This window comes from Halomonas sp. HMF6819 (assembly GCF_044335525.1).
In the GTDB taxonomy this organism is placed as follows: Bacteria; Pseudomonadota; Gammaproteobacteria; order Pseudomonadales; family Halomonadaceae; genus Vreelandella.
The window spans coordinates 105,085-128,053 of sequence record NZ_JBIQVY010000005.1 but is presented as its reverse complement, the minus strand read 5'-3'; the positions used below and the strand labels follow the sequence as shown (position 1 = coordinate 128,053).

The 22,969-nt window shown below is 59.9% G+C and carries 17 protein-coding genes; 15 read left to right on the top strand and 2 right to left on the bottom strand.

Annotation, left to right across the window (positions count from 1 at the left end; genetic code table 11):
• Positions 1-117: 117 nt before the first annotated feature.
• The 6 genes from ACGLWX_RS14810 to ACGLWX_RS14785 all read left to right on the top strand — a co-directional run bounded on the left by ACGLWX_RS14810 (position 118) and on the right by ACGLWX_RS14785 (position 7,963).
• Positions 118-2,721 (top strand): DUF3141 domain-containing protein, encoded by a 2,604-nt coding sequence (locus ACGLWX_RS14810; RefSeq protein WP_396240807.1) that lies wholly within the window; start codon positions 118-120, stop codon positions 2,719-2,721.
• Positions 2,722-3,060: 339 nt separating this feature from the next.
• Positions 3,061-5,688, top strand: a complete 2,628-nt coding sequence (gene topA, locus ACGLWX_RS14805; RefSeq protein ID WP_396240805.1) for a type I DNA topoisomerase — start codon at positions 3,061-3,063, stop codon at positions 5,686-5,688.
• Positions 5,685-6,146, top strand: coding sequence for a DUF6586 family protein (locus ACGLWX_RS14800; protein ID WP_396240803.1), 462 nt, complete (start codon positions 5,685-5,687; stop codon positions 6,144-6,146). Before topA ends, ACGLWX_RS14800 begins: the two co-directional genes overlap by 4 nt.
• 112 nt (positions 6,147-6,258) lie before the next feature.
• On the top strand, positions 6,259-6,729 hold the full coding sequence (locus tag ACGLWX_RS14795) for a 2-hydroxyacyl-CoA dehydratase (protein WP_252109288.1): 471 nt from the start codon (positions 6,259-6,261) through the stop codon (positions 6,727-6,729).
• A gap of 103 nt (positions 6,730-6,832) precedes the next feature.
• Positions 6,833-7,459: a L,D-transpeptidase family protein gene (locus ACGLWX_RS14790; RefSeq protein ID WP_396240801.1), complete on the top strand. Its 627-nt coding sequence runs from the start codon at positions 6,833-6,835 to the stop codon at positions 7,457-7,459.
• Positions 7,460-7,699: 240 nt separating this feature from the next.
• The gene (locus ACGLWX_RS14785) at positions 7,700-7,963 is read left to right on the top strand and encodes an Lpp/OprI family alanine-zipper lipoprotein (protein WP_252109286.1); all 264 of its coding nucleotides are present in this window, start codon (positions 7,700-7,702) and stop codon (positions 7,961-7,963) included.
• A 195-nt stretch (positions 7,964-8,158) separates the two neighbouring features.
• On the opposite strand, the gene ACGLWX_RS14780 is transcribed toward ACGLWX_RS14785, so the two are convergent.
• Together ACGLWX_RS14780 and mfd are read right to left on the bottom strand one after the other, a co-directional pair.
• Entirely contained in the window at positions 8,159-9,301 is a 1,143-nt protein-coding gene (locus ACGLWX_RS14780; protein ID WP_396240799.1) for a L,D-transpeptidase family protein, read from the bottom strand.
• A gap of 95 nt (positions 9,302-9,396) precedes the next feature.
• Positions 9,397-12,849, bottom strand: coding sequence for a transcription-repair coupling factor (gene mfd / locus ACGLWX_RS14775; RefSeq protein ID WP_396240797.1), 3,453 nt, complete (start codon positions 12,847-12,849; stop codon positions 9,397-9,399).
• Positions 12,850-13,232: 383 nt separating this feature from the next.
• Here mfd and ACGLWX_RS14770 point away from each other — a divergent pair, with 383 nt between their 5' ends.
• The 9 genes from ACGLWX_RS14770 (at position 13,233) to sthA (ending at position 22,913) form a co-directional block, all read left to right on the top strand.
• Positions 13,233-14,690, top strand: coding sequence for a glyceraldehyde-3-phosphate dehydrogenase (locus ACGLWX_RS14770; RefSeq protein WP_396240795.1), 1,458 nt, complete (start codon positions 13,233-13,235; stop codon positions 14,688-14,690).
• 280 nt (positions 14,691-14,970) lie between these two features.
• On the top strand, positions 14,971-16,320 hold the full coding sequence (locus ACGLWX_RS14765; RefSeq protein ID WP_396240793.1) for a Na(+)-translocating NADH-quinone reductase subunit A: 1,350 nt from the start codon (positions 14,971-14,973) through the stop codon (positions 16,318-16,320).
• A gap of 1 nt (position 16,321) precedes the next feature.
• Entirely contained in the window at positions 16,322-17,545 is a 1,224-nt protein-coding gene (locus tag ACGLWX_RS14760) for an NADH:ubiquinone reductase (Na(+)-transporting) subunit B (protein WP_396240791.1), read from the top strand.
• Positions 17,545-18,366, top strand: a complete 822-nt coding sequence (locus tag ACGLWX_RS14755; protein WP_396240789.1) for a Na(+)-translocating NADH-quinone reductase subunit C — start codon at positions 17,545-17,547, stop codon at positions 18,364-18,366. Before ACGLWX_RS14760 ends, ACGLWX_RS14755 begins: the two co-directional genes overlap by 1 nt.
• Before the next feature lie 2 nt (positions 18,367-18,368).
• The gene (locus tag ACGLWX_RS14750) at positions 18,369-19,037 is read left to right on the top strand and encodes an NADH:ubiquinone reductase (Na(+)-transporting) subunit D (protein ID WP_252109279.1); all 669 of its coding nucleotides are present in this window, start codon (positions 18,369-18,371) and stop codon (positions 19,035-19,037) included.
• A 1-nt stretch (position 19,038) separates the two neighbouring features.
• Entirely contained in the window at positions 19,039-19,656 is a 618-nt protein-coding gene (gene nqrE, locus ACGLWX_RS14745) for an NADH:ubiquinone reductase (Na(+)-transporting) subunit E (protein WP_252109278.1), read from the top strand.
• Between the two features lie 61 nt (positions 19,657-19,717).
• Positions 19,718-20,950 carry an NADH:ubiquinone reductase (Na(+)-transporting) subunit F gene (gene nqrF, locus ACGLWX_RS14740; protein ID WP_252109277.1) on the top strand — a complete coding sequence of 411 codons (1,233 nt, stop codon included), beginning with the start codon at positions 19,718-19,720 and terminating at the stop codon, positions 20,948-20,950.
• Between the two features lie 245 nt (positions 20,951-21,195).
• A complete protein-coding gene (gene nqrM, locus ACGLWX_RS14735; RefSeq protein WP_252109276.1) occupies positions 21,196-21,450 on the top strand; it encodes a (Na+)-NQR maturation NqrM in 255 nt (84 codons plus the stop codon).
• 71 nt (positions 21,451-21,521) lie between these two features.
• Entirely contained in the window at positions 21,522-22,913 is a 1,392-nt protein-coding gene (sthA, locus tag ACGLWX_RS14730) for a Si-specific NAD(P)(+) transhydrogenase (RefSeq protein WP_396240787.1), read from the top strand.
• The last annotated feature ends 56 nt before the right edge of the window (positions 22,914-22,969 follow it).

Below are 22,969 nucleotides of genomic sequence, written 5' to 3'. Positions count from 1 at the left end.
GCACCCGCGTCCCGGCGTTATCGACGCTTTGAATGCTTTGGGCTAGACTATATTGCATTGCAGCATGAGGGCGTGTTGCATGGATGCGCCTCTGGCACCAATCCATCAGGAGAAACCATGAATTTTCTCGCTAATCCCTTACTGTCGGGCCGCTGGCTCCCCGGGCTTCCGGATCAAAAAAGCGGCGAGGCCTTACCCGGCCAGCAGGCACTGGCCAGTATGATGGACCCGTTCGGTTTTGGTCGCGCCGCCGCGAGCTACTGGCGCGACAGCGTCGAGCGCAGCATTCTTTACTGGGACGTCATGCGCGTGCGCGGCAACCAGTATCTCGAGCACATGGAGCAGACCAAACCCAACGTGCTGGGATTCAAGACCGAAGTGGTGATGGACGGCCGTACCCTGGCGTATCCCACCAACTACGAGCTTCTGCGTGTGCTTCCACCGGAAGGCACGCAGGTCGACCCTAAAAAGCGGCCCTTCGTGGTGGTCGACCCGCGCGCCGGCCACGGCCCGGGCATTGGCGGCTTCAAACCCGACAGCGAACTGGGTGTGGCGCTCAAAGCGGGCCATCCGTGCTACTTCATCGGCTTTTTACCCTATCCGGAGCTTGGCCAGACCGTCGAGGACGTGGTCGAGGCGGAAGTCGAATTCCTGCGCCACGTTATCTCGCTTCACCCGGAGATCACCGAAAAGCCGATGGTGGTGGGTAACTGCCAGGCGGGGTGGCAGCTGATGATGGCGGCGGCGCTGGAGCCGGACGTGTTCGGCCCTATTTTGATCGCCGGCGCGCCGCTTTCCTACTGGGCCGGCGAGCGCGGCAAGGCGCCGATGCGCTACACCGGCGGTATGGCTGGCGGCAGTTGGGTTACGGCGCTGACGAGCGACTTGGGCAACGGCCAGTTCGATGGTGCCTGGCTGGTGCAAAACTTCGAGCGTTTGAACCCGGCCAACACCTACTGGAAGAAGCAGTATCATCTGTACGCCAACGTCGATACCGAATCCAGCCGCTATCTCGAGTTCGAGCGCTGGTGGGGCGGGCACGTCATTCTCGGCGGCGATGAAATCCAGTATATCGTCGATAATCTGTTCGTGGGTAACCGCCTCTCCACCGCGCAGCTGGTGAGCCGTGACGGGCGGCGTATCGATCTTCGCAACCTGCGCTCGCCGGTCGTGGTGTTCTGCTCTCGCGGCGACGACATTACCCCGCCGCCCCAGGCGCTGGGCTGGATTCGCGATCTCTACGAAGGCGAAGACGATATCGTCGCCAACGAACAGACCATCATCTACTGCATGCACGATACCACCGGCCACTTGGGCATCTTCGTTTCCGGCAGCGTCTCGCGCAAGGAGCACTCGGAATTCACGGCGAACATGGATTACATCGATGTCATGCCGCCGGGGCTTTATGAAACCACGATAACGCATGCCAGCGAGCGCAAGGACGCCGACCTGATCGAGCGCGATTACCTGCTCGAATTTACCCCGCGAGATTTCGAAGAGCTCGACGAAGAGGTTCACCACGTTGCTGAAGACGATCGGCGCTTCGCCACCGTCGCGCGCGTCTCGGAAATCAATTTGGGCTTTTATCGCCTCTACCTGCAGCCGCTGATTCAGGCAATGGTCACGCCGGAGTCGGCGCGATTTATGCGTCGGATGCATCCGATCCGCTTGGGTTATCGGCTGATGTCGGATCGCAACCCGTTGACCGTATTTTTACCCACCATGGCCCAGGCCGTGCGTGAAAACCGTGTTGAGGTAAGCGACGACAATCTGTTCAAAACGTTCGAATCCTTCGTGTCGGATCAGATCGTCGATAGCCTCAATACCTTCCGCGACGTTCGCGACAGCGCCACCGAGAAGATGTTCCTGTCGATTTACGGTCAGCCACAGCTTCAGGCGGCGGTGGGCCTGTATGGCGATGCCCACGTACATCGCCGCCGTCCGGGTGCGGAGCCGGAGCACCTGCGCTTCATCGAGCAGCGCAAGGAGGCGCTGCGCGAAAAAATCAGCCAGGGCGGGCCGCTCGAGGCGATCATTCGTTCGATCATCTACGTGCTGGGCGGGGCGCCCGCCACCGACGAGCGCAATTTCAAGCGCCTTCGCGCCTCGCGTGCCGAGCTTGAAACCCAAACGACGCTCGAGGAGTTCAAGCGGCTGGTGCGCGAGCAGTTCTTCATTTTGAAGCTCGACCGCGAAAAAGCGCTCGAGTCGCTGCCGATGCTGCTCGAAGGCGAGGACAACGCCGCGCTCGACGAGCACGTGCAGCACCTGAGTCAGGTGTTCGGCGCCAGCGGTGAGCTTAGCGAGCGCGGCGCCGAGCGTTTCGAGCAGATCAAGACGCTTTTCGATCGCGCGCGAAGTCCGGAAAAAGCCGTGGAGGCGTCGACGCCGGCCTCCGAGGCGCCGGCCAAAAAAGCGACAGCCGACGCCGACGATGATGCCTTGAGCGCAAGCGCTGAGAGTGCGGAGAAAACGTCGGCCGCTGACGAATCCGCCAAAAGTGCCGACGAGCAGTCGGCCTCAACGAGTGCTGGCTTGTCGAGCAAAGCCGACGAGCAGTCTTCACCAGCAGAAACCGCCGCTCAAACAGCTGAGGCGCCGGACGCTTCCGCCAAACCCTCGAGTGACGCTGGCGGAGCGCCGGCCAAGACGAGCAAAGCCAAACCCGGCGGCGCCAAGCGCACAAGCACCTCGCGCGCCAAGCCGCGTACCCGGCGCTAACGGTGTAGCGTTTTTAGAGTGACGTTCGCTCCAACGCCCCCGGCCTGGCCGGGGGCTTTTTTATTCCCTCCGGGGGAGCGCGGCCAGGGCGTTCAGGATTTAAAGGCGCTCGGCTTTTTTAAACGAAAATTTGCAAACGCGGGTTTAGACCCCTATTTAGTAAAGGGCGCCTGAAGTATGGCGCCACTGGCGCTTGGGAAAGGGCTGGGGTAGGGTAGGCGCATTTTTCAGGCCGCCTGACGTTTCTAAACGTTTTCAGCGCGGCACGTATTTAGAGCGGGTCTTGGGCGTAGCGCCAAGAGCGCTCTTAAAAGCTTAGGCAACAGGAAGTGGAGCACTATGGGTAAGTCACTGGTCATCGTCGAGTCGCCCGCCAAGGCGAAGACGATCAATAAGTATCTCGGCAACGATTTTATCGTTAAGTCGAGCGTGGGTCATATTCGTGACCTACCGACCAGCGGCTCGGGCAAGACCGCCGTCGACCCCAAGGAGCGCGCGCGCCAGGCCGCGGCGACCCGCAAGCTCTCGCCGGATGAAAAGGCGGCGTATAAAAAGCAGAAAGCGCAGGATCAGCTGATTCGGCGCATGGGTATCGACCCGGCCAACGGTTGGGAAGCCCACTACGAAATTCTGCCCGGTAAAGAGAAGGTCGTCGCCGAGCTCAAAAAGCTTGCGGAAAAGGCCGACGCCGTCTATCTCGCAACGGATTTGGATCGCGAAGGGGAGGCGATTGCCTGGCACCTGCGCGAAACCATCGGCGGCGACGACGCGCGCTACAAGCGCGTGGTATTCAACGAAATCACCAAAAACGCCATTCAGGACGCGTTCAAGTCGCCAGGGGTGCTCAACATTCCGCGCGTCGAGGCCCAGCAGGCGCGGCGTTTTCTTGACCGCGTGGTCGGCTTCATGCTCTCGCCGCTTTTGTGGGCTAAGATCGCCCGTGGACTTTCCGCCGGGCGTGTGCAGTCGGTGGCGGTGCGTTTGATCGTCGAGCGCGAGCGCGATATCCGCGCCTTCATTCCCGAAGAGTTTTGGGACGTGCACGCCGACCTGGTGTCGCCGGATGGCGTGCCGGTACGCTTCGCGCTCGCCCGTCAGGACGGCCAGGCGTTTCGCCCGACCTCACGCGATGAGACGTATTCGCGTGTTGAGGCGTTAAAAAGCGCCTCGCTTTCGATCACCAATCGCGAAGACAAGCCGACCAGCTCCAAACCCGGCGCGCCATTCATCACCTCGACGCTGCAGCAGGCGGCCAGCGGCCGGCTCGGTTTCTCGGTCAAAAAGACCATGACCATGGCCCAACGCTTGTATGAGGCGGGCTACATCACTTACATGCGTACCGACTCCACCAACCTCTCAAAAGACGCGGTCGAGAGCGCGCGGGACTATATCCAAAGCGAATTCGGCAAGCGCTACCTGCCGGAAAACCCCAACCGCTACTCGAGCAAGGAGAGCGCCCAGGAGGCCCACGAAGCGATTCGTCCGTCGAGCGTGGAGCGCAAGGCCAGCGATCTTTCCGGCATGGAGCGCGACGCCGAGCGCCTTTACGAGCTGATCTGGCGTCAGTTCGTCGCCTGCCAAATGGTGCCAGCGGAGTATCTGTCGAGCACGCTGAGCGTAGAGGTCGATGGTTATGACCTGCGCGCAAAGGGCCGAGTGCTGAAGTTCGATGGCTATACCCGGGTCATCAAGCCTGCGGGTAAGAACGAGGATCAAAGCCTGCCGGATCTGCCCGTCGATACGCCGATGACGTTGGAGGCGCTCGATCCGCAGCAGCACTTCACCAAGCCGCCGGCACGCTATACCGAGGCGAGCCTGGTAAAGGAGCTCGAGAAACAGGGCATCGGCCGGCCCTCGACCTACGCGGCGATCATCTCGACCATTCAGGACCGCGGCTACGTCAAACTCGAAAGCCGGCGCTTCTACGCCGAAAAGCTTGGCGATATCGTCACCGAGCGCTTGAAAGAGTCGTTCCCGGATTTGATGGACTACTCCTTCACTGCGCGCATGGAGGATAGTCTCGACGAAGTGGCCGAAGGCGAGCGCAACTGGCAAGCGCTCCTCGACAGCTTCTACGGCGAATTTCGTGAGGAGCTTGGCCGGGCCGAAAGCGAGGAGGGCATGCGCCCCAACCAGCCGGTGCCCACGGACATCGAGTGCCCGGCCTGTGGACGCGACATGCAGATTCGCACCGCCTCGACCGGCGTGTTTCTTGGCTGCAGCGGCTACAACCTGCCGCCCAAGGAGCGCTGCAAGACCACTATCGATTTGATCCCGGGTGACGAAGCGGTCGCCGACGACGCCAATGAGGAGGCGGAAACCGACGCGCTTCGCGCCAAGCGCCGCTGCGGCAAGTGCGGCACGGCCATGGATAGCTACCTGATCGACGAAACGCGCAAGCTGCACATTTGCGGTCAGAGCCCGGACTGCACCGGCTTCGAAGTCGAGCACGGCAAATTCAAAATCAAGGGCTACGAAGGTCCGGTCATCGAGTGCGACAAGTGCGGCTCCGAAATGCAGCTAAAGTCCGGCCGTTTCGGCAAGTACTTCGGCTGTACCAACAGCGAATGTAAAAACACGCGCAAACTGTTGAGAAGCGGCGAAGTAGCGCCGCCGAAGATGGACCCGATCCCGATGCCGGAGCTCGCCTGCCAAAAGGTCGAGGATCACTACGTGCTGCGCGATGGAGCGAGCGGGCTGTTTCTGGCCGCCAGCAAGTTTCCCAAGAATCGCGAAACGCGCCCGCCGCTGGTCAAGGAGCTCAAGGCGCATAAGGATGAACTGCCGGAGAAGTACCACTTCATCCTCAAGGCGCCTAGCGAAGACCCGGATGGCCGTCCAGCGCAGATCCGCTACTCGCGCAAGAACAGAGAGCAGTACGTGATGACCGATGAAGAGGGCAAGGCGACGGGTTGGAAGGCCACGTTCGAAGGTGGCAAGTGGCACGTTGAGGACAAGCGTAAGTGAGTGCCCGGTCCCGCACCAACCAGCTGCTTTATCAGGCGGAGCTTTTGATCGAAACGCCGGTTCAGGACGATGAGCACGCCCTGACGCGCCAGATGGCGATCGAGGAGGGTGCGCTCGCGCTTTTTGAGCTGGCGCTAGAGAGCTTTCTTGCCGAGGTGACCGAGCACGCGCGCCTGGATACGCGCCGCTGGCAGACGCTGTTGGCGGCCGACGGCCCCGAGCTTGCCGAGCTGATTCGCCTGCGTGATCTGGCCGGCCAGCCCGAGAGCTGGCTTGGCTGGCTGGTCGGCGCGCTTTTGAAGCTTCACGGCGATGAAGGCGTGGCCACGCGGCCAATCAACAACCCGTCGATGATCGCGCTTGCCAGCGAAGCGTCGTTTACCTCCTCTCTTTATCAAAGCGTTCAGGCGGCCAAAAAAGAGATGGCGGCGCTGCGCGAAACCAGCCACGAGTGGTGATTCATCCGTTTGCTCGGGAACCCGGCCGGCGCCAAATGCTCTAGAGTAAGCGCTTAAAAAAAAGTGTCGAGCGGGCAGTGATCACTGCCCGCGCTGTTCACAAGGAGAGCTCATGGATACACGCTACAACCAGGTCAAGGATTTGATTACGTGGGCCGCGGACTACCATGCCCGCATGGCCAAGCGCTACAGCGACGGTGCCGATCGCACCGACAACGAGCGGCTGTCGATGGCGCTGACCTATCTGGCCACTCGCGAAGTGAAGATGCGAAGTGGGCTGGAGGCGCTGTTTCACGACGGCGCCGATCACAGCGAAGTGATGGAGCTGTGGTTCGACGAAACCGGCGATTTCCCCCAGCCGCCCAGGCTGGAGGCGATTACCCAGCGCAGCGTGGCCGACTCGATCGATGGTGTGATTGAGACCGCCTCCGAGGCTCAGGAGAACCTGCGCGCGCTTTACGCCCACCGCGCCGAGTGCGCGAAAATCGAAGAGGAAGCGGCGTTTTTCAACGCCCTGGCCGAAGGGCACGAAGCCGAGCTTCGCAAAATCGTGACCAGCATGCGCGAGTTCGAGGATATTTGATGTTCGCCTGGGCGCTGACATGCACTAAGGCAATGGGGTATAAACGTGTCAGCCAATCCCTACCCGCTGGCCGGTCGCCCCGGCCCGTACCGAGAGTTGATCGATGCCCGTAAACCGCCGCCGCTTTCTAGCACTCGCCATGGGCTTCCCGGCCGTGGCCAGCGCCAACGTCATTGCACCTGTAACACAGGCACCGAGTGATCTCGTTGGCACGCTCATCAGCCGCGCGGCGGCGCCGCGTCACAGCAGCGAGCTTTGGGTGCTGATCGACGATCAAACCTCCTCGCTGAGCATATTTCGCGGTAGCGACAGAATCGAGCACTTCTCGCCGATTTCCCGCGGAACCGGCGGGGCGCGTACCCACCGGGTGCGCGGTGATAGCACCACCCCCCTGGGCGAATTTCGCATCTACCGTTTCAATAATCAGAGCAAGTGGCGCATTTTTATCGGTATCGACTACCCCACGCCAGCCCATGCGCGTATGGCGCTGGAGACGGGCGTCTATACCCAGGCCGACTACGAGGCCTACTTCGACGAATACCGTCGCCACGGCTATCCGCCGCAAAACACCGCGCTGGGCGGGGCGATCGGTATTCACGGTATTGGCACCTCCGATCCACAGATTCATGGGCGCTATCACTGGACCCAGGGCTGCATCGCTGTCAACAATCAGCAGATCGATCGCATCGCATCGCTTGTCGATGTTGGCACTCGCGTCGTGATCCGCTAGTATGATGGTGATCCATAAGGAAGTTCGAGGTTTTGGCCAGCGGCTATAGACAAGCGTTGTGGACTAATATAAAACAGCGTTTGACTTCGACAACGTGACCCAAGGCATTCGTGTCTGGATCATCGAGTCGGTCACTGGAAAGAACCTTTACCGCAGGTAGACAAATCTTAAGCTAGCTTCTAGCCTTACGTTTTGTCAGACCTTCAACGTAGTACCCAAGGAAGACTCAAGGAGAACATTATGACTCTGAAGACTGCTCTGAAAATGACTGCTGCCGCTGCTTCTCTGGCCGTTCTGGCTGGTTGTGCCTCTACCAGCGCGCTGGAAGAAGTTCGCATGACTGCTGAATCTGCACAGGCTGACGCTGCAGAAGCTCGCAGCATGGCTTCTCAGGCTCTGAACACTGCAAACCAGGCTCAGCGCGACGCGCAAGCCGCTCTGCAGATGTCTGAGCAAGGCCGTGAAGAAATGAGCCGTCAGTTCCAGCGCTCCATGCAGAAGTAATTCTGCATGGACCACTGAGCGACAAACGGCTCAGCGGTCTGCGTTAGCTGTGAAAAACCCCGCTTCGTGCGGGGTTTTTTAATGCCTGGCGTTGGCGCAACGCGTGTTGGCATAAAAAAGTGCCAGTCCGTGATTGATAGGCCATCAAAAAAGGGCGATCCCTGTTAGGGCCGCCCTTTTTCAGTGCCTGTTGAGTTATGCGTCGCTGTCAGACTCCGCGGTGGCACTCAGCTCGATGTCCTGGAATAGACCCTGACGCTCGGATGGCGCCTTTTCAGCGGGAGACTCGGGCGCTGGTGCCGGTGCCTGGGGGCCGTAAAGAGCGACGAAACGGCCGTTCGGGGACTCGACCGCATGCCTGACCTGTTCGTAGTCGATCTCGAGATCCTCATCGGTCAGCGACTCGACGCGCTCGATGGCGTTCAAAAGCGGTTCGAAGTCGCCTACGTTCTCCTCGAGCTGCGGGTAGGACTGCACGTAGAGCGTGCCGTCGGCGCCCCAGCCGGCCTTGAACGGCGCGTCCATCAGGTTGACTTGGGTACCGCTGGGGACGCGCTCGTAAAGCGACTCGATGTCTTCCGGGTACATGCGGATACAGCCGCGGCTGACGCGCATGCCGACTCCGTCCGGGCGGTTGGTGCCGTGGATCAAGTAGCTTGGCATGCCCAACAGGATCGCGTGGCGGCCCAGCGGATTGTTCGGGCCGGCGGGCACGATCTCTGGTGCCGGCTCGCCGCGCTCGGCCGCTTCACGGCGCATGGAGGAGGGCGGGGCCCAGGCCGGATCCTTTACCTTGACCGTGGTCTGGGTCATGCCGACCGGGGTCGCGAACTCTTCACGGCCCACGCTCACCGGATAGGTTTCGACGATGCCCGGGCTATTTTCCGGGTAGTAGTAGAGGCGAAGCTCGGAGAGGTTCACCACGATGCCCTTGCGCTCGGCCGGCGGCAGAATGTACTGAGCGGGAATGATCACTTCGGTGCCTTCACCGGGTACCCAAAGGCTTACGTCCGGATTCGCCATGCGAATCTCTTCGTAGCCGATGTTATGGCGCCTGGCGATATCGAGCAGGGTCTCTTCCGGATCTTCTACCGTGACGGTGTAGTACTGGCCGACGATGTCGCCTTCTTCCGGCAGACGAAAGTGGCCGCGGGGCAGCTCGCGCTGCGCGCTGACCTGCTCGGCGCTGGCAAGCGCATCGGCGTCCAGACCCGGAGTGGCCACTTGGGGCGGCTGTTCGGCCACCTCTTGCGCATAGACCGGGGCGCCCAGGGTTGCGGCCAGCAGTACGGCCAGGCTGGTTGGCCCCCAAAGGTTAAGGGTGCGTCGTGTTTTCATGGTCGTTCCTAATGAGTTGATTCACCGCCGCGGGGCGGCCTGATTCGAGCCTATCCGCTTATGTTGTCGGCTTAAGGTCAAGTTTGCATCAAGGTTCACGTCGTCGCTACTTTTTGGTTGAGAAGACCCAACAGATTTTCGACGGCCTCGAAGCGCTGCTCGGGTTTTTCCATGGCAAATTCGAACTTCAGGGTGTCCGAGCCGTCCAGCCGGTAGTGCGCCGGTGAGGTTTGAATGAGCTTCACAAGGGTGAGCGGGTCGACCTGGGTGTCGGCGCTGAACAGAACCCGCCCACGGCTTTCCCCAGCCTCGATGCGCGCAATGCCCAGCGCCTCAGCCCGATGGCGTAGCCGGGTCTGACGCATCAGGTTCTTGAGCGGCTGCGGCAGCAGGCCGAAACGGTCGATCAACTCGACCTGAAGCTCCTTGAGCTCGGCATCGCTTTGCGTATTGGCGATGCGCTTATACATCACCAGCCGCTGCTGCACATCATGAATATAGTCGCTGGGAATCAGCGCCGGTAGGTTGAGCCCGATTTCGACGCCGGTGTTGAACGGTGCCTCGATATTGGGCGTTTTGCCGGCGCGAATCGCCTTGACCGCGCGATCGAGCATTTCCATGTAGAGCGAGTAGCCGATGGTCTCCATCTGACCGCTCTGCTCGTCGCCCAGAAGCTCGCCGGCGCCGCGAATCTCCATGTCGTGGCTGGCGAGTTGAAAGCCCGCCCCCAGATCGATCGAGGCGCTGATGGCCTCAAGGCGCTTGACCGCGTCACGGGTCATCGACTTGGGCGGCGGGGTCAGAAGATAGGCGTAGGCCTGATGGTGGCTACGCCCGACGCGCCCTCGAAGCTGGTGAAGCTGAGCCAAACCAAATTTGTCTGCCCGCTCGATCAGGATGGTATTGGCACTCGGTACGTCGATGCCGGTTTCGATGATCGTCGAGCAGACCAGCACGTTGAAGCGGCGGTGATAAAAATCCGACATCACCCGCTCTAGGCTTCGCTCCGGTAGCTGGCCGTGGGCCACGCCGACGCGCGCCTCGGGTACGAGCTCGCGAAGCTGCTCGGCGGTATTTTCGATGGTCTTGACTTCGTTGTGCAGGAAGTAGACCTGGCCGCCGCGCAGGATTTCGCGCAGCAGCGCCTCCTTGATCAGGCTTTCGTTACGCTGCTGAACGAAGGTCTTGACCGACAGGCGCCGCGCCGGGGGCGTGGCGATGATCGAAAGATCGCGAATGCCGCTCATCGCCATGTTCAACGTGCGCGGAATCGGCGTGGCGGTGAGCGTGAGAATGTCGATCTCGGCGCGCAGGGTCTTGAGTTTCTCTTTCTGAGCGACCCCGAAGCGGTGCTCCTCATCGATGATCAACAGCCCCATTTTGGGCAGCTCGACGCTTTTGGAGAGTAGCTTATGGGTGCCGATGACGATGTCCGCTTGGCCCTCCTTGATGTTCTCGAGGGTTTTGGTGATCTCCTTGCTGCCGGTGAAGCGCGAAATCAGGCTGATGTTGACGGCGGTGTCGGCGAAGCGATCGCGAAAGTTCTCGAAGTGCTGGCGGGCGAGCAGGGTGGTGGGCACCAGCACGACCACCTGGCGGCCGGACTGCACCGCCAGAAAAGCCGCGCGCATCGCTACTTCGGTCTTGCCAAAGCCGACGTCGCCACACACCACGCGATCCATCGGCTGGGGCGAAATCATGTCACCGATCACCGCCTCGATCGCGGCCTTCTGATCCGGTGTCTCCTCGAACGGGAAGCTGGCGGCAAAGCGGCCGTACTCGGCGTCCGGCGTGTCGTACACCGTGCCCTGCTGGGCCTCGCGCCGGGCGTAGATGTCGAGAAGTTCCGCGGCAGTGTCGCGAATCTTTTCGGCGGCCTTGCGCCGGGCTTTTTCCCACTGGTCCGAGCCGAGCCTGTTGAGCGGGGCGTTTTCGTCATCGGCGCCGTTATAGCGCGAGATCAAGTGAAGGCTGTCTACTGGCACGTAGAGTTTGGCACCGCCCTCGTACTCCAGTGCCAGAAATTCGTTGGCCTGGCCGCCGGCCTCCAGCGCCTCGAGCCCCAGGTAACGCCCGACCCCGTGGGCCTGGTGAACCACCGGTGCGCCTTCCTTGAGCTCGGAAAGGTGGCGTACCGCCAGCTCGTTGTCGTCGGTGGCCTTCTCCTGACGCCGGGTCTGGCGCACCACGTCGCCGAAAAGCTCGGTTTCGGTGACGACCGCCACGTTCGGGTCGGTAAGCCATAGCCCACTCGATACCTGGCTTTCGGTGATGGCGGCGCGCTTTTGACCGGCCATGAACGCATCGAAGCCTTCCACCTCGTCGAGCCCCAGGCGCAGCGGCGCTAAAAGCTCCTCGAGCGCCTCGCGCCGCCCCCGCGATTCGGCGACGAACAGCACGCGGGTCTCCGGGTTATGGGTCAAAAAGCTGGAAAGCGCTTCGAGCGGCTCCTGCGCTCGCGCGTTGAGAGCGAGGGCGGGCAGTAACTGGGCCTCTGGCGCGTGGGCGTGGCGCTGGGTGGTGTCGTCGTGAAGGAGCTCCAGCCGGGGGCGCTCCTTGATGTGGGCAAACAGGTCGTTGACCGGTATGAACGCGCGCTTTGGCGGCACCAGCGGGCGGGTCGGATCGACCCCCAGGTTCTCATAGCGCGACTCGATCGCGCGCCAGTGCTGCTCGGCGGCCTCGAACACGTCCGGCAACAGCGCGACCCGTGTGTCCGGCGTGACGTGCTCGAAAAGCGAGGCGGTTTCGTCGAAAAATAGCGGCAGGTAGTGCTCGAGCCCGGGGGAGGGGATCGCCTTGAGCGCGTCGTTATAGAGTGGGCACTGGCGCGGGTCGACGTCGAACAGGGTTTCGAACTGCTCACGAAAGCAGGCGATGGCGCTGCGACTCAGCGAATACTCGTGGGCGGGCAGAAGCTCGATCGCCTCGACCTTTTCCGTGGAGCGCTGGTTGCCCGGATCGAAATGGCGCAGCGTATCGATCTCGTCGTCGAACAGATCGATGCGGATCGGCTCATCAACCCCCATGGGGAACAAATCGATCAGCGCGCCGCGCATGGCGTACTCGCCGGGCTCATACACGGTTTCCACCGCCCGATATCCGGCCCGCGTGAGCAACTCGCGAAAGCTTTCGCGCGAAAGCGTCGCGCCGGTTTTGAGCGTCATGACGCGCCCGGCGATGTAGTCGACCGGCGCCAGGCGCTGCATCAGCGTGTTGATGGGGACCAGTACGATCCCCTTGACGCCTTCCTGAAGCAGCTTGAGCGTTCTAAGTCGCGCCGAGACGATATCCTGGTGTGGGGAAAAACTGTCGTAAGGCAGCGTCTCCCAGTCCGGAAACGGCAATACCGGCACCTGACTGTAAAAAGCCAGATCCTGTTCCAGTCGCTGGGCACTGGCGGTGCTTGGCGTGATGACTAAAAGCGGACCGTCGCCCGCGATTCGCGCCAGTGCCAGCGCCGTTGCACTGCCCGGTGGCGCCGTTAGATAGAGCGTATCCCGTACCCCTTGAGGGCTGGGTGGGTCGAGCAGGGAAAAAGAGGGCATAGTCTGAGTATCTGTCGTGTAAATAACTGTCGTGTGAATGTCTAGCGTGTGAATAACGGTCGTATGAACGTCTGTCGTTCGAGCATCGATCACTTGAATGCGTGTCGATGGATGGCTATCGCGTGACGGCTGATCGACTAAACGTCGTGTCCGGGCAATTTGAGCATCATACACCATAGGCCATGACAGGTTGAGCTGCCCGGAACGAGGCGCTCGCAGTCGGTATCGCGCTGCGGCAAGCGCGTTTTGAGTTTGTAGTCAAATGGGCGTTTGTGTAATACCCCTACACGGCGTGCGACCATCCTTTGATTGCGGCCTCACCGTAAGCCCCGGATAATACACGTCGATTACCTTACCCGATCAAATACGTAAAGAGGCCGCCCGTGAGTCAGTCAACGCTCGAGAACGTTTTTCAACAGTGGCAAAGCGACGAAGCGCTTGCCGAGCAGATGATTCCGCTAGTCGGGAAGCTGTATCGTCAGAACAACGTTGTCGCGACCATGTTCGGGCGCTCGCTGATCAAGAAATCGGTCATCCGGATTCTCAAGGATCACCGCTTCGTACGTAAAATCGAAGGCACTGAGCTGTCGGTTCAGGATACCTTCCCGATCGTCGAAGCGATGGCGGCGATGAATCTGGGGCCAGCCCACGTCGATATCGGCAAGCTCGCGGTCAGCTTCAAGCACCAGGGCGGCGGCGATTTGAACGCCTTTTTGACCCGCGAGCTCGAAGAGATCGTCGATGGCTACCAGCCGGGCGCGAGCATTGGCGAGCCCAAGGACGTCGTGCTCTACGGTTTTGGCCGTATCGGTCGGCTGTTGGCCCGTGTTTTGGTAGAGAAGGCTGGTGGGGGAAACCTCTTGCGCCTGCGTGCGATCGTGGTGCGCGGTCGTGGTGATATCGGCAAGGATCTCGAAAAGCGCGCGAGCCTTCTGCGCCGCGACTCGGTCCACGGCCCCTTCGAGGGCTCGATCTCGGTGGACGTCGAGGCGCGCACCTTGACCGTTAATGGCAACGTGGTGCAGGTGATCTACGCCGACTCACCGGCGGAGGTCGATTACACCGCTTACGGGATCGATAACGCGGTGGTGGTCGATAACACCGGCATCTGGCGCGACGAAGCGGGCCTTGGCCAGCACCTGGAGTGCAAGGGCGCAGCGAAAGCGCTTCTCACCGCGCCGGGTAAGGGCGACATCAAGAACATCGTCTACGGCATTAACCACACGTCCATTGGTGCCGATGATCGCATCGTTTCAGCGGCCTCCTGCACCACCAACGCCATCGTGCCGGTGCTCAAGGTGCTCAACGACGAGTACGGGGTCAAGACCGGCCACGTCGAAACCGTGCACGCCTACACCAACGATCAGAACCTGATCGACAACTACCACAAGGGCGATCGCCGCGGGCGCAGCGCCGCGCTCAACATGGTGCTGACCGAAACCGGTGCGGCCAAGGCGGTTGCCAAGGCGCTGCCGGAGCTCGAAGGTAAGCTCACCGGCAACGCCATTCGCGTGCCCACGCCCAACGTCTCCATGGCGATTTTGAACCTGACGCTCGAGAAGGGAACCGACGCCGCCTCGCTCAACGACTACCTGCGCCGCATGTCGATCGATTCCAACTTCCAAAAGCAGATCGACTTCGTCGACTCGGCAGAGGTGGTGTCGTCGGATTTCGTGGGTAATCGCCATGCAGGTATCGTCGATGCCAAGGCAACCATCGCAAACGGCAACCACGCGGTGGTTTACATGTGGTACGACAACGAGTTCGGCTACAGCTGCCAGGTGATCCGCATTCTGCAGCACATGTCCAACGTCGAGTTTTTGAAACTGCCGCGCCACTAGCGCACTCGCAACGCTCAACGACTAAAACGCCACCTTACGGTGGCGTTTTTTTATGCGTAAATAAACCTGAATGTATATGTATATAGCACTTTAGGCGACAGTGGTGGATGTGGTCATTGGCCGCGCTTATCTTTATAATACGGTAGATTTTTCGGGGTGGTTCAAGCTTGCTTGGGCCTGACTGGTAACAATCTGCACAGCCAACAAAAAATCTCTATGCAGAAAAGAAGCATTCGAACCCCTTACCTTCGTATATCCGATCCATCAACTGGGCGAGACTATGATCGAAGTCAAAAAAGGCCTGGATCTTCCCATCACGGGAGCGCCTGAGCAGCGTATCGACGATGCGCAGCCAGTGCGCCATGTGGCCATCCTGGGTACTGACTACGTTGGCATGAAGCCAACCATGGAAGTTCAGGAAGGGGATAAGGTCAAACTGGGCCAGCTACTGTTCACCGACAAGAAAACGGAAGGGGTGCGCTTTACCGCTCCGGCCGGCGGTGAAGTGGTAGCCATTAACCGTGGCGAAAAAAGACGTTTACTCTCTGTGGTCATCAAGATCGACGAAACCGAAGAAGCGATGACCTTCGCTTCTCACGAGCGCGATTCACTGGCCACTCTCGACCGCCAGCTGGTCGTCGACCAACTGGTCGAAACGGGGCTTTGGACGGCGCTGCGTACGCGACCCTTCTCGCGCACCCCGGCGCTCGATGCGATCCCTTCCGACATCTTCGTCACCGCGGTGGATACCCATCCGCTCAGCGCTGACCCCGGTGTCATCATCAACGAAAATACCCAGGCATTCGAAGACGGCCTCAAGGTGCTAACCCGCCTGACCGAGGGCAACGTTTTTCTGTGCACGGGTGAAAACGCCTCCATTCCCGGTGGCGATATCGACGGTGTTAAGACCGAAAGCTTCAAGGGTCCGCACCCGGCGGGGCTGGTCGGCACGCACATTCACTACCTGTCGCCGGTCGCGCTGCATAAGAGCGTGTGGCACATCGGCTATCAGGACGTGATCGCTTTCGGCAAGCTGTTTTCTGAAGGCAAGCTCGATGTTAGCCGGATCGTCGCCGTAGGCGGCCCGCGCTCTGAAAAGCCGCGTCTGGTTCGTACGCGCATCGGCGCGAACCTTGACGAGCTTTTCGAAGGCGAGGTAATCGAGCCGCACGGCACGCGGATCATTTCCGGCTCCGTCTTCTCGGGCTTTGCCGCCGAAGGCAAGCTGACCTATCTCGGCCGCTTTCACAATCAGGTGAGTCTACTCGAAGAGGGTAACAAGCGTACCTTCATGGGATGGCTTTCGCCCGGCACGAACCGCCACTCGGTCATGGGCATTTATCTGTCCAAGTTCAAGGGGCTCAACAACTTCGCGCCGACCACCTCCACCAATGGCTCCGAGCGGGCGATGGTGCCGGTGGGCAACTACGAGCGGGTTATGCCGTTGGACGTGATGCCGACCCAGCTTCTGCGGTCGCTGATCGTGGGTGACATCGAATCTGCCATGGACCTTGGGTGCCTGGAGCTCGACGAGGAAGACCTCGCGCTTTGCACTTACGCGTGTCCCGGCAAGTACGAGTATGGCCCTATCCTGCGTGACAACCTCACCATGATCGAGAAAGAGGCCTGATATGGGTATTCGACAGACACTCGACACGCTCGAGCCGCACTTCCACAAGGGCGGCAAATACGAGAAGTTCTACCCGCTTTATGAAGCGGTCGACACCATTTTCTATTCGCCGCCGAGCGTGGCCAAGACCACCGCTCATATCCGCGACGGTATCGATCTCAAGCGAATCATGATCACCGTTTGGATGTGTACGTTCCCGGCCATGTTCTTTGGCATGTGGAACGCCGGCTGGCAGGCCAACGTGGCCATCGATGCAGGCTACGCTTCCATGGGCGGCTGGCGCGAAGCGATCATGATGGCGGTGGCCGGCGGCCACGATCCGGGCAGTTTCTGGGCGAACTTCGTCCTCGGCGCGACCTACTTCCTGCCGATTTATCTGGTGACCTTCGCCGTAGGCGGGTTCTGGGAAGTGCTGTTCGCGATCAAGCGCGGCCACGAGGTGAACGAAGGCTTCTTCGTGACCTCAGTGCTCTACGCCTTGATTTTGCCGGCCACCATCCCGCTTTGGCAGGTGGCGCTGGGTATCACCTTCGGCGTCGTCATCGGTAAGGAGATCTTCGGCGGTACGGGCAAGAACTTCCTCAACCCGGCGCTAACAGGACGGGCGTTTTTGTACTTCGCCTACCCGGCGCAGATCTCTGGCGACAGCGTTTGGGTCGCCGCCGACGGCTATACCGGTGCGACCGCGCTCTCCATGGCGTATCAGGACGGCATGGATACGCTGGCCAACACCTTCAGCTGGACGGACGCCTTCCTTGGCTTCATTCCGGGGTCGGTGGGTGAGGTATCGACGCTGGCGATCCTGATCGGTGCAGCGGTGCTGCTCTGGACCAAGATCGCGAACTGGCGAATCATGCTCGGGGTGTTCCTCGGTATGGTGATCACCAGCACGCTGTTCAACCTGATCGGCTCCGACTCCAACCCGATGTTCGCGATGCCCTGGTACTGGCATCTGGTCATCGGCGGCTTCGCTTTCGGCATGGTGTTCATGGCGACCGATCCGGTATCGGCTTCGATGACCAACCAGGGCCGCCTGGTCTTTGGTGCATTGATTGGTGTGATGACGGTATTGATCCGCGTGGTGAACCCGGCCTTTCCGGAAGGCATCATGCTGGCGATCCTGTTTTCTAACCTGTTCGCACCCTTGATCGATTACTTCTTCGTCCAGGCCAATGTCAAACGGCGCAAGAAGCGCGTCGGTGCACCGGCCGAGGAGACTGCCTAATGGCACAAGGTAATAACTCCATCAAGAAAATTCTGATCGTAGCGTTTTCGCTATGTATCGTCTGTTCGGTGATCGTGTCGACGGCCGCGGTGGCGCTTCGCCCCACCCAGCAGCTCAACCAGGAGCTCGACCGTAAAACCAACATCCTCAACGTGGCCAAGCTTTACGAGCCGGGGATGGATGTCGAAGAGGCGTTCAACGAGCAGATCACCGGGCGCGTCGTCGAGCTCGAAACCGGTGAGTACACCGATAAGTATGACGCCGACGAGTACGACGGTTTCGAAGCCTCGCGCGATCCGGCCACTGGCCGCACGCTCTCTGGTGATCGTGACATCGCCGGTCTTTCGCGGGTCGAAAACTATTCGACCGTCTATCTTGTAGGTGATCCCGACAGCCCTGAGCAGATCGTGCTGCCGATTCGCGGCCAGGGCCTGTGGGGCCGTATGCGCGGCTTTTTGTCCGTGGAAGGCGACGGCAACACCATCGTGAGTATCACCTACTACGAGCACAGCGAAACGCCCGGGCTCGGCGCGGAAGTGAACAACCCGCGCTGGCAGGCCCAGTGGGAAGGTAAAAAGATCTATAACGACGAGGGTGACCTGTCGCCGGAGATCCACCTGACCAAGGGCGGCGCCAGCAGCGAGTACGAAGTGGATGCGCTGTCCGGCGCCACGCTGACCAGTAACGGCGTGACGAACATGCTGCAATTCTGGCTCAGCGAAGAGGGCTTTGGCCCGTATCTGGCGCGTTTTCGTGAAAACGCCGAGCCGGATGACGCCGAAGACACCGACACCAACTTCAACGACGTTGAGGGGGCTTGATCATGGCGGATGTAAATGCAAAGGGCGTGTTGACCGCGCCCATATTCCAGAACAACCCCATCGCACTGCAAATTCTGGGGATCTGCTCGGCGCTGGCGGTCACCACCAGCATGAGCGTATCGCTGGTCATGGCGTTGGCGGTTATCTTCGTTACCTCGCTTTCGAATCTGTTCGTCTCGCTGATTCGTAATCACATCCCCTCCGCGATCCGGATCATCGTGCAGATGACGATCATCGCCTCGCTGGTCATCGTGGTCGATCAGATCCTCAAAGCCTACGCCTACGAGATGTCCAAGCAGCTCTCGGTGTTCGTTGGTCTGATCATCACCAACTGCATCGTGATGGGCCGCGCCGAAGGCTTCGCCATGTCCAACACGCCGGGCATGTCGTTTCTCGACGGTATTGGTAACGGCTTGGGTTACGGCTTCGTACTGATGGTCGTGGGTTTCTTCCGCGAGCTTCTGGGTGCAGGCAGCGTATTCGGTTTCACGGTTTTGCCGACCGTGCAAGATGGGGGCTGGTATATCGGTAACGGCCTGCTGCTACTGCCGCCGTCCGCGTTCTTCATCATCGGACTTTTGATCTGGGTACTGCGCTCGATCAACCCGGAGCAGGTCGAGGAGAACGAATTCAAGATGAAGGAAAACACCAAGCCGAAGGAGGCCGTGTAACATGGAACACTATCTAAGCCTTTTCGTCGCTTCGGTGTTCGTCGAAAACATGGCACTCGCTTTCTTTTTGGGCATGTGTACGTTTTTGGCGGTTTCGAAGAAGGTCTCCTCGGCCATTGGTCTGGGTATTGCGGTCATCGTCGTACTGACCGTCACCGTGCCGGTGAACAATCTGGTCTACACGTACCTGCTTCAGGAAGGCGCGCTGACCTGGACCGGTATTAGCGGTGCCGAGAACATCGACCTGTCGTTTTTGGGTCTGCTCTCTTATATCGGCGTCATCGCCGCACTGGTTCAGATCATGGAGATGTTTCTGGACAAGTACGTGCCGTCGCTCTACAACGCGCTGGGCGTTTTCCTGCCGCTGATTACCGTAAACTGCGCCATCCTCGGTGGCGTACTGTTCATGGTCGAGCGTAATTACAACTTCGGTGAGGCCGTGGTGTATGGCTTCGGCGCCGGTACCGGCTGGGCGTTGGCGATCGCCGCGCTGGCGGGTATCCGCGAAAAGCTGAAGTACAGCGACGTTCCTGGTGGCCTGCAGGGTCTGGGTATTACGTTCATCACCGTTGGCTTGATGTCCTTGGGCTTCATGTCCTTCTCGGGCATTCAGCTTTAATCGGCCGGTGACCTCGGCGGCGCCTCGTCGCCGAGGTCACCCTCAGCAATAGGAAACCGACATGGTTGATACATCCATCATCTTGCTCGGTGTTGTCATGTTCACGGTCATCGTCATCAGCTTGACGGCGATCATTCTGGCAGCGCGCAGCAAGCTCGTGAGTAGCGGGGACGTGACGATTGAAGTCAACGACGACCCCGAGAACACCCTGAAGACCCAGGCCGGCGGCAAGCTTTTGAACACCCTGGCGGCCAACGGTATTTTCCTCTCCTCCGCCTGTGGCGGCGGCGGCTCCTGCGCGCAGTGTAAATGCCGCGTGGAAGAGGGCGGTGGCTCGATTCTGCCGACCGAAGAGTCGCACTTCACCATGCGTGAGAAGAAGGAAGGCTGGCGTTTGTCCTGCCAGGTACCGGTCAAGCAGGACATGAAGATCGAAGTACCCGAGGAAGTGTTCGGCGTCAAGAAGTGGGAGTGCGAAGTAACCGCGAACCCCAACGTTGCGACCTTCATCAAGGAGCTGAACCTGAAGCTTCCCGAAGGCGAAGAAGTGGCCTTCCGCGCCGGTGGCTACGTGCAGCTGGTGGCCCCTCCTTACGATATCAAGTTCTCGGATTTCGATATCGAAGAGGAGTATCGCGGCGACTGGGAGCAGTTCAACCTGTTCGACGTTCGTCACAAAAACAACGAAGAGGTCATCCGAGCCTACTCGATGGCGAACTACCCCGAAGAGAAAGGGCTTCTCAAGTTCAACATCCGTATCGCGACGCCGCCGCCCAAATCGGACCACCCGCCGGGCTTGATGTCGACCTACGTCTTCAGCTTGAAAGAGGGCGACAAGGTGGAAGTCATGGGGCCGTTTGGTGAGTTCTTTGCCAAGGATACCGACGCCGAGATGATTTTCATCGGCGGCGGTGCCGGCATGGCGCCGATGCGCAGCCATATCTTCGATCAGCTGAAGCGTTTGAAGACCGATCGTAAAATCTCGTTCTGGTACGGCGCGCGCTCCTGGCGCGAAACGTTCTACAACGAGGAGTACGATCAGCTGGCCGAGGAGTTCCCGAACTTCGAATGGCACCTGGCGCTTTCCGACCCGCTGCCTGAAGATAACTGGGAAGGGGCGACGGGCTTCATTCATAACGTGCTCTACGAAGAGTACCTGAAGGATCACCCGGCGCCGGAGGACTGCGAGTACTACATGTGCGGTCCGCCCATGATGAACGCCTCCGTTATCAAGCTTTTGCTCGATATGGGCGTTGAGCCAGAAAACATCATGTTGGACGACTTCGGCGGTTAAAAAAGTCTAGGTACGCAGAGCGGGGCTGGCCATGGGCCGGCCCCGCTCTTTTTATAGCGCCTGCCTGCCCGTTTCGATGAGCCTGGTTCAAAGCAGGTGTCAGGTAAAAGGCCTACCGCCTGATCATACCCCGCATTTACGGTATAATGAGGCCGTACACCTTGAGTAACGACGAACTAAAGCCCTCGAGGCACTTTTGCTTATCGCAACTGTCTCGAGAGCAGGTAACGTCCCAGGAGGTTTCAATGGCTATTTGGCTACTGGTATTTGGTTTCATGGCGTTGATCATGACCGCGATGGCGGTTGGCGTGTTGGTTGGGCGCAAGCCCATTGCAGGCTCCTGCGGTGGCTTGAATCAGATCGGCATGAAGGACGGCTGCGATATTTGCGGCGGAAAGGACAAGGTTTGCGAGGAAGAGAACCGCAAGCGCGGTAGCTTACGTCGTGCAAGCGACGAGAGCCGTGGCGCGGATCTTGGCTACGACGCTACGCGGCGCTAAGCGATACGCAAGAGATATGATCGCACACGTGTTAGCGTGCGCGACAATGGGATCCAGGAGACGCAGACGGTATGGCGGTTCACAATTACGATGTCGTGGTGATCGGGACGGGCCCCGCAGGCGAGAGCGCGGCCATCAACGCGGCAAAGAACGATCAGCGCGTGGCCATTATCGAGAAGCAGCCCCAGGTTGGCGGAAACTGCACCCACTGGGGGACCATCCCCTCCAAGGCGCTGCGCCACCAGGTCAAGCAGATCATGGCGTTCAATACCAACCGCATGTTTCGCGACATCGGCGAGCCGCGCATGTTCTCCTACCCGCGCGTCATGGAGCGCTCCCGCGATACCATCGATAAACAGGTCGAAATGCGTACCACCTTTTACGCGCGCAACCGCATCGACCTGATTCACGGCACCGCGCGCTTCAAGGATGAGCACACGCTCATCGTGCGCGACCGACAGGAAGGCGTCGAGGAGCTGGTGGCGAAGAAGTTCGTGATCGCGACCGGCTCGCGCCCGTATCGGCCGGGTGACATCGATTTCAGCCATCCGCGCATCTACTGCTCCGACACTATTCTTGCCATGGCGCACACGCCGCGCACCATGGTGATTTTCGGCGCCGGCGTCATTGGCTGCGAGTACGCGTCGATCTTCTCCGGGCTCGGTATCAAGGTCGACCTGATCAACAGTCGCGATAGTTTGCTGTCGTTTTTGGACGACGAGATCAGCGATGCGCTGTCGTACCATCTGCGAAAGCACGGCGTGCTGATTCGTCATAACGAGGAGTACGACCGGGTTGAGCCCGATGAGTCCGGCGTCGTAGTGTACCTGAAATCCGGCAAGAAGATTCGCGCCGACGCGTTCTTGTGGGCCAACGGGCGCACCGGTAACACCGACTCGCTGGGCCTCGAGAATATCGGGCTACAACCCAACGGCCGCGGCCAGCTCAGTGTGGACGACCACTACCGCACCGAGCTTCCGCATATTCACGCCGCCGGGGATGTAATCGGCTGGCCGAGTCTGGCCAGTGCCGCCTACGATCAGGGCCTGAACTCGAGTAACGAGCTGCTCGACAAGGATTACCGCTTCGTCACCGATATACCGACAGGAATTTATACCATCCCTGAAATCAGCTCCTTTGGCCCCAACGAACGTGAGCTGACCGAGGCGAAGGTGCCCTACGAAGTGGGCAAGGCGTTTTTCAAGGACACCGCCCGGGCGCAGATTACCGGCGATACCGTCGGCATGCTCAAGATTTTGTTCCATCAGGATACGCTGGAGATTCTTGGCATTCACTGCTTCGGTGACCAGGCCTCGGAAATTCTTCATATCGGTCAGGCGATCATGCAACAGGACGGCGATGCGAATACGCTGCGCTACTTCGTCAGTACGACCTTTAACTACCCGACCATGGCTGAAGCCTACCGGGTGGCGGCGCAAAACGGATTGAATCGGGTGTTTTGATTAAACGCCTGTCATCGAAAAAGGGCCCGCTGGGCCCTTTTTCGTTTTGGTGAGTG